General features: G+C 71.3%; 6 protein-coding genes and 1 pseudogene. 3 read left to right on the top strand and 4 right to left on the bottom strand.

What is annotated here, in order from left to right:
* Positions 1-97: 97 nt before the first annotated feature.
* Entirely contained in the window at positions 98-514 is a 417-nt protein-coding gene (locus tag CHB94_RS22770) for a DEAD/DEAH box helicase (RefSeq protein ID WP_254920866.1), read from the top strand.
* Between the two features lie 58 nt (positions 515-572).
* Here CHB94_RS22770 and CHB94_RS22765 read toward each other — a convergent pair whose 3' ends face one another.
* A complete protein-coding gene (locus CHB94_RS22765) occupies positions 573-1,730 on the bottom strand; it encodes a hypothetical protein (protein ID WP_089338832.1) in 1,158 nt (385 codons plus the stop codon).
* 350 nt (positions 1,731-2,080) lie between these two features.
* Between CHB94_RS22765 and CHB94_RS26440 the strand changes: the two genes are divergently transcribed.
* A complete protein-coding gene (locus CHB94_RS26440; protein WP_254920865.1) occupies positions 2,081-2,203 on the top strand; it encodes a hypothetical protein in 123 nt (40 codons plus the stop codon).
* 648 nt (positions 2,204-2,851) lie between these two features.
* Here CHB94_RS26440 and CHB94_RS22750 read toward each other — a convergent pair.
* Positions 2,852-4,378 carry a hypothetical protein gene (locus CHB94_RS22750; RefSeq protein ID WP_141137609.1) on the bottom strand — a complete coding sequence of 509 codons (1,527 nt, stop codon included), beginning with the start codon at positions 4,376-4,378 and terminating at the stop codon, positions 2,852-2,854.
* A 97-nt stretch (positions 4,379-4,475) separates the two neighbouring features.
* Between CHB94_RS22750 and CHB94_RS22745 the strand changes: the two genes are divergently transcribed.
* Positions 4,476-4,853 (top strand): DUF2784 domain-containing protein, encoded by a 378-nt coding sequence (locus CHB94_RS22745; RefSeq protein WP_176445704.1) that lies wholly within the window; start codon positions 4,476-4,478, stop codon positions 4,851-4,853.
* Positions 4,854-5,157: 304 nt separating this feature from the next.
* Here CHB94_RS22745 and CHB94_RS22740 read toward each other — a convergent pair whose 3' ends face one another.
* A complete protein-coding gene (locus CHB94_RS22740; RefSeq protein ID WP_089338829.1) occupies positions 5,158-5,691 on the bottom strand; it encodes a DinB family protein in 534 nt (177 codons plus the stop codon).
* Positions 5,679-6,452 (bottom strand): annotated as a pseudogene (locus CHB94_RS25860) (flavin monoamine oxidase family protein); the annotation flags it as partial. The gene CHB94_RS22740 and the pseudogene CHB94_RS25860, both read right to left, overlap by 13 nt.
* Positions 6,453-6,510: the final 58 nt, after the last annotated feature.

The raw sequence follows: 6,510 nt of genomic DNA, 5'->3' as shown, positions 1-6,510 counted from the left end.
ACAAACGCGAGTTCGTCTTCCGAGGCACCATCGACGTCGCCTCGATCAAGATCTGGCTGCGGACCCCTGCCAGCCAAGATCCGCCAGACACGCCCTAGTGCTCACCCAGTGGACCGAGCACCTGGACCGGCTGGTTGCCGGGCTGAATGAGCGTGGGCACGAACCGGTTGTGTTGCGCGGCGGCATGGGCGCGAAGTCCCGGGCCGCCGCCCTCGCCCGTCTCGAGCCGCGACCGGACGGGCCGCCACTGCTCGTCGTGGCCACCGGCCCGTACGTGGGCGAGGGCTTCGACTGCCCGGCGCTCGACACCCTCTTCCTCGCCGCACCGATCGCCTTCAAGGGCCGACTCGTGCAGTACGCCGGCCGCATCCTCCGCCCGTTCCCCGGCAAGACCACCGCTGAAGTCCACGACTACCACGACGTCGCGACCGGTGTTCTCGCCTCCTCGCTGACCAAGCGCGGGCCCGGCTACACCAGCATCGGCTTCCCGGACCCGCGCCGGCTCGTCAGGTGAACAGCGCCCATGCGGTGACCAGGGAGGCGGCCGAGCCGCGTAGGTGTGCAGCGTCGGGTCACACCATGCCGAGGCGGTCGAGCCGCTGGATGAACGAGATCTTGCGGCGCTGTGCACGACGGAGCTGCTGGACCCGGTCGGCGAACGCATCGCTCGTTCCCTCGCGGCGGCAGACCTCAGCCAGTTCGTAGAGCAGTCCCGCCGCCGCGTCGTAGTCGGCCGCCGTGCGTCGCTCGACCAACTCGACGACCTCACGCCAGGCCTGGTCCTGCCGCCCCGCGAGTTCGCTCAGGTGGTTCTCGCGGGCGCGTTCAGCGGCGCGACGGCGCTCCCCTGCCCGCCGCTCGGCCTCCTCCCGAGCCGGACGCTGGCGCTCCTCGCGTCGCCTCCGGGCCTGCGCGAGCAGCTCCCCCGCAGTCCGGCCGTCGATATTGCCGGCGTGGATCGACCCGGCGGCCCCACGGCAACCGGCCAGCAGCTCCGCGCGCACCCTCGCCCCGTCTCCTCGTGCCACCCGCAGCAGCAGTGACTCCTTGTTCTCCGCCGGTAGCTGCGCCAACCAGCCGGGCAGCTCGGTAAGGGTGCCGTCGGCATCGAGCGGCGCACTGTGCTCCGCTGCTACGGCGACGAGGTCGGGGCCGATGCGCAGGAACGCGGCCACCGCGCTCAGCGCTGCGCTCAACTGACCGAGACCCGTGGGAACGGGCGGTTCGACCGCGTCATCGTCGACCTCGCGATTCTCGACGGCGAGCAGCCAGGCGAGGTAGAGCAGCCGGAAATCACCAACCATCAGCTCGGCGCGGACCGGGACGATCGAAGCCAGCAGGCCGGAGCCATCCAGCCACTCGTTGTCGTACTCACCGTCTTCGTCCTCGGCGAACAGGTCGATGACGACGTACCCGTCGGTCGTCCACGCGGTCGAACCGTCGCCGACCAGGTACTGGTCCACCACGGCCGTGGCCGAGCGGCCCAGCACCTCTGCTGGCAGCCGGAACATCAGCCGGTGCGTCCCCCAGTTGGCCAGGTAGAGGAACGCGTCGAAGTAACGCTCGACCAAGCGGCGCGGATCGGCCTTCAGATCACCCCATTCGTAGTGGTTGACGAAACTGGTCGGTGTGATCAGGGCACGAGTGGAGATCGCACGGAGGTCGGCCTGCTCGCCGACCGACAGCGGCTGGTCGATCGCCACGAACTCGTAGTACTGGTATTCGCTCATCGCGAGCAGTCCTCTGCGCTACCGGGCGGAGACAACCATCAGCTCCAGGGTCACCGTCGACAACCCTCCGTGCGGGCCTCGGGCCGGAAGGCCGGGGATATGGGGCACCCTGCCGATCAGGGCCGCAACCGTATGCGTAGGTACCGTGTCGCCCCTCGGACACCAAAGCACTGCAACGGGTGGACTGGTATAACAGCCGCAGGCTGCACACCGCCGCCTGCCACGACCTCACACCGGTCGAGTAGGAAGCGGTCTTCTACGGCCAACACCCCGCCCAGCGGACGGTACGGGACAACACCCTGAGTCTGGACTCGCCGGAGCGGTTCACCACCGCGGTCACCGCCGCGCAGTTGCGCGCGGTCGTGGCCCGGCTGCGCTCGGCCGGGCACTGGCGGCCCGGTGATCCGCCAATCATGGTGATGCTCGACTCCGGCTACGACGTGACCCGGCTGGCGTTCCCCAGCAGCCGGTGACCGCTGGACCTGGCTGGTCATCGCCGCGCACACCCAGCTACGACTGGCCCGCGGTCTGGCCACGGATCTGCGCCGGCCCTGGGAAAGGCCGCTACCCCCGAGCGGCTGACTCCCGCCCGGGTCCGGCGAGGGTTTCGCCACCTGCGTGCCAAGACCGGCCAGCCGGCCAGCGCACCGAAACCCAGCCGACCAGGACCGGGACGCCCACCGGGCACGCCCAACCGCTGCCGCGCCACCCGCAACGACGTCGGCAAAACCGTCACCCGAGACACGAGCGACGCGCAGGTCAGGGGTTAAACGACAAGCTCAGAGGTGGTGATGAACGTCTTCGGGCCCTCGATCGGACAGCATGCCCGGACGGCCATCGGCGCGGCAGCGCTCCCCTTGAACCTCCCGTCGTCGTGGCTGCGGAAATGCACCTCGCCGGTCGTTGACCCAGCCGAAGCAGCACGAGCACCGACCGCACGGCCCAGGAGCCGTGTGCGTATGTAGCGTGTCCCCCCTCGGACACCGAGTTGCACCCCCCACGGCCCCTGAGGCCGTGGGGTTTCTCCTGTTACCGGGACTACAGCGTGAAGGCTGCGGCGCTCACCCCGGCCGCGGCCCCACCTCGCCAGCCTGTCGGACGTGGACCGTGTCGCGGGTCGATCAGCAACGCGGCGGAGCCGCCAGTTCCCGCGTCACGTCCTGACGCAGCCACACCACGTGGCCGCAGACCTCGGCCGCGACGCGGTACCGCTGGCGGATCAAGTCGCGCAGCCGGGACCCGTCGTCGATGCCCCAGGCGTCGAAGCCGTTGACCTGGACGATCCACGCCGGTGCCCGGGGCCCCGCCAGCGTCGCCCGCAGCCGGGTCTGTTCGGGGTCGAGCGTGCGCATCGCCGCGCTCCACAGGTGCGGGTAGGAGGACGGCATGTCCGCGGCCTCCAGGACCGAGGGGAAGCCGTACGCCACGAAGCCCGTATCGCTCGCAGCCTTCGAGTCGGCCAACCACTCGCCGAGCCGCTGGCTGGACCATGCCGACGGGTCGGTCGCGTACACCACGCCCGACACGAGGGTGCCCCCGAGAGCAGCGGCCGCGATCATCCTGCTGAAGCCCCGCATCCACGCACCGGGGGCGGAGACCGAGGGAGCCAACGCACCAGCGGCGAGTACGGCCGCCGGCGCGAGCTGCAGCAGGTAGGGGGGCCAGTAGGCGCCACCGGACGCGATGCCGACGATCCCGAACACGAGGAGCAGAGTGATCAGCTTCGCTTCGACCGACCCCCGACCCGGGCCGCGGCGCGCGTCGAGGAGCCAGGTGAGCACGACCGGCAGGAGACCGGTGACCGTGCCCAGGACCAGGAGCTGACCGATCCTGCGGATCGAGTCGCCGGGACTGGTCGACCACAGTGCGTCGAAGGCGACACCACGGGAACCGACGAGGTCGTGCCACGCGTCTTCCGGCGCGATCCGGGCCGCCATCAGCCACAGCGCGGCCAGCGCACAGGGAAGCAGCGCGCCCACGAGGCCCGCGCCTCCGACGAGGAAGGCGCGGCGGCGGTCGGCGTCCCGGCCCCACCACCCGGCCAGCACGAGGCCGGCGAGGAGGAGCAGGCCCTCCAGCAGGCTCTGCTTGATCAGCGGTGCGGCCGCGGCGACCGCGCCGGCGGCGATGGCCCACCACAGCCGGGCTCTGCGGGAGTCGGCGTGCCAGGCAGAGAGGGCCAGGGCGAGCGCCGCCATCACGAGCGACGCCCCGAACAGCTCGCCGTCCGACTGCTCGGCAGCAAGCGCCGGGGAGCACATGATCCCGGCGGCCACCACGGCGGCCCACCGGCCGCCGGCCGGGCCTCCCAGCAGTGTGCCCGCACGCCAGCCGGCGACGACGAACAGCAGGACGAACGGGATCGCGAGGACGCGGATCGCCTGATCCCACTCCGTGAGCGACGCGATCTTGAAGATCAGCATGAGGAGTGGCGGCCGGTCGACGAAGTAGTCGCCGTACATGAACTCGCCGCCGGTGTGCCACTGCCTGGCGATGAGCAGGTAGCCGCCCTCGTCGTTGCGCAAGGGCCTCAGGACGTACGTCGCGCGGGCGAGCACCACGACCAGGCACAGCGGGACGAGGAGGCGCCGGGCCGAGCTCCCGGGGGAAGGGGCGGGCTCGAGGTCCCGGACCGCAGGCGAGGCCACGCCCCATTCAACCGTGGACGCCCCGTGCCGCACCGCCTCCCGCGCGGGGTCGCGGCAGACCCGTTGCGGCAGGTCATCCGGGCCCTATGCTCCGCACGTGGTGAGCGGGCTGGCCGTGGCGGCCGCGACGGTGGTCGTCATCGTGCACTTGGCCTTCCTGGCCTACGTCGTGGTCGGCGGGTTCCTCGGGCTGCGCAGGCTGGCCTGGCTGTGGCCGAGCATCGTGACGACCCTCTACTCGGCCTACGTGACGCTGGCCTCCTACACGTGTCCCCTGACGACTCTGGAGAAGTGGCTGCTCGAAGTCGGCGGCCGGGAGCCGTACGAGGGCAGCTTCATCGCGCAGTACCTGCACGACGTCCTCTACCCGGCGCAGTACGAGCGGGCGGCCTGGGTGATCGCGATGGGCATCGCCCTCGTGTCCTACGCCGTCGTGCTCACGCGAGGGCGGGGGCGGCGTCCGGCGGTTCCCTAGCGGCGGTTCCCCTCGCTTCCCGTCCCGCGATGTCGACGGAGCGGCGGCAGCCGGTCAGCTGGAGCCGGTTCGGCAACTCGGTTGGACGCGATCAGCCGTGTGCGTATGTAGCGAGTCGCCCCCTCGGACACCGAGTTGGACCCCCACGGCCCCTGCGCCCGCGGGGGTTCTCCTGCTTTTGATGTCGGCGCGTCCGCTCGATGCCTGAAGGACCACATCGGCCGGCCGACCTTGCTTCTGGGTCCTGTTGGTCGCCCCCTCGTACGGAGGAGAGACCGAACCGGGGGCGGGCCCCATCGGTTCATCAGGCGTAGGGGTCGAGGCAGAGGTAGCCGTCGACGCGGGTCAGCCCGTCGGCTGCGGGGTCGGGCGGGAGTGCGTGGCCGAGGTTGTCGGCGCGGACCTCACCGATCCACTGGTCGTGCTGGTACTCGTGGTTGACCAGCGCGGTCAGCAGGTGTTTCGCGACGATCGTCAGCTGCGTCGGAGCGCCGACCAGGCCGGTGGCGATGTTCCCGATGCGGGCGTGGACCCGCTCGGCGACGGTGTCGCGGAAGGTGGCGAGCCGCTGCACGGTCGGCAGCGTGCCGCGGAACTGCTCCGGGTTGGCCGAGTCCATGAGGCCGTCGAGCTTCGGGTCGGGGCTGGGTTCGGCGGCGGTGAGGTTGCGGATCATGAAGTGGGCGACGTGCGCCTGGTGGCCCAGGTGCCAGCCGATGGCGCTGGAGTTCTCGTGCGGGCGCCAGGTGACCTCGTCGGGAGTGAGGTCCTTCCACAGCTGGTCGGTGTAGGCACGGGCGCGGTCGTACTCGCGCAGCAGCCCGGTCAGTTCGTGCATGACCTCTCCTGTCGTTCGCCGCTCGCGGTCCGAGTCGTGCCGCCGGCGGCGAGGTGGGTGATGCTGCGGGCGGCCTGGATTCCTGCGCGGATGGCGCCCTCGATGTGGCCGGCGTAGTCAGTGGCGGTCTCAGTCGACGCCCAGTGGATCCGCCCGCCGACCAGTTGCTGGAACAGCGGGTGCCCGTAGCGGTCGGTGGACGCGCGGAGGGAGGGGGCTTGGGGGCTGGTGTACCGCTCCTGACTCCAGTTGGTGACGTGGAGGGCGCGGGGCTCTGCGGCGGCCGGGCCGAACAGCCGGACGAGCTGGCCGCTGAAGGCGGCGCCGATCTGCTCGGCTGGGGCGCCGTCGAGTCGGTCGGCCACGGCGAACCCGAACAGCGCGAACGGGCCATCGGGTCCGCTGTGGTCGTGCAGCTCACGGAACGGCCCGACATGGCTCATCGCCGACCCGGACAGCCCGGCGCTGCGCCAGAACGGCTGGTCGTAGACGGCAACGGCCTTGACCACGCCACCCATCCACACCGCGGTGTCTGCGGCGAGGTCAGCGATCGGCTCCGGCAGCGTGGGGGTGAAGGCGATGGCATCGACGGCCAGGGCTGGCGGAAGCGCGAGGACGACGTGGTCGGCCGCCGCGGCCCCGCTGGACGCCTCGACGATCGCCCCGTCGTCGTCGACCCGGACACCGGACACCGGGTCGCCCAGACGAAGCGTGCCGGGCGGGAGCCGATCGGCCAGGCGCAGAGCCAGCGCCTGCGCGCCGTCGGCGAACCGGGCGGACGGGACGTCGAGGAGGGGTTGCCGGCGAGCCGTTGTGGCC

This window comes from Blastococcus mobilis (assembly GCF_900188025.1).
Classification (GTDB): domain Bacteria; phylum Actinomycetota; class Actinomycetes; order Mycobacteriales; family Geodermatophilaceae; genus Blastococcus_B; species Blastococcus_B mobilis.
The sequence above is the reverse complement of the archived record's forward strand: the minus strand, read 5'-3'. Positions and strand labels throughout refer to the sequence as shown.

Bases quoted from the DNA above. Each gene is read 5' to 3' on its own strand.
- CHB94_RS22765 (WP_089338832.1), bottom strand. From the start codon at position 1,730: ATGAGCGAATACCAGTACTACGAGTTCGTGGCGATCGACCAGCCGCTG.
- CHB94_RS22740 (WP_089338829.1), bottom strand. From the start codon at position 5,691: ATGCACGAACTGACCGGGCTGCTGCGCGAGTACGACCGCGCCCGTGCC.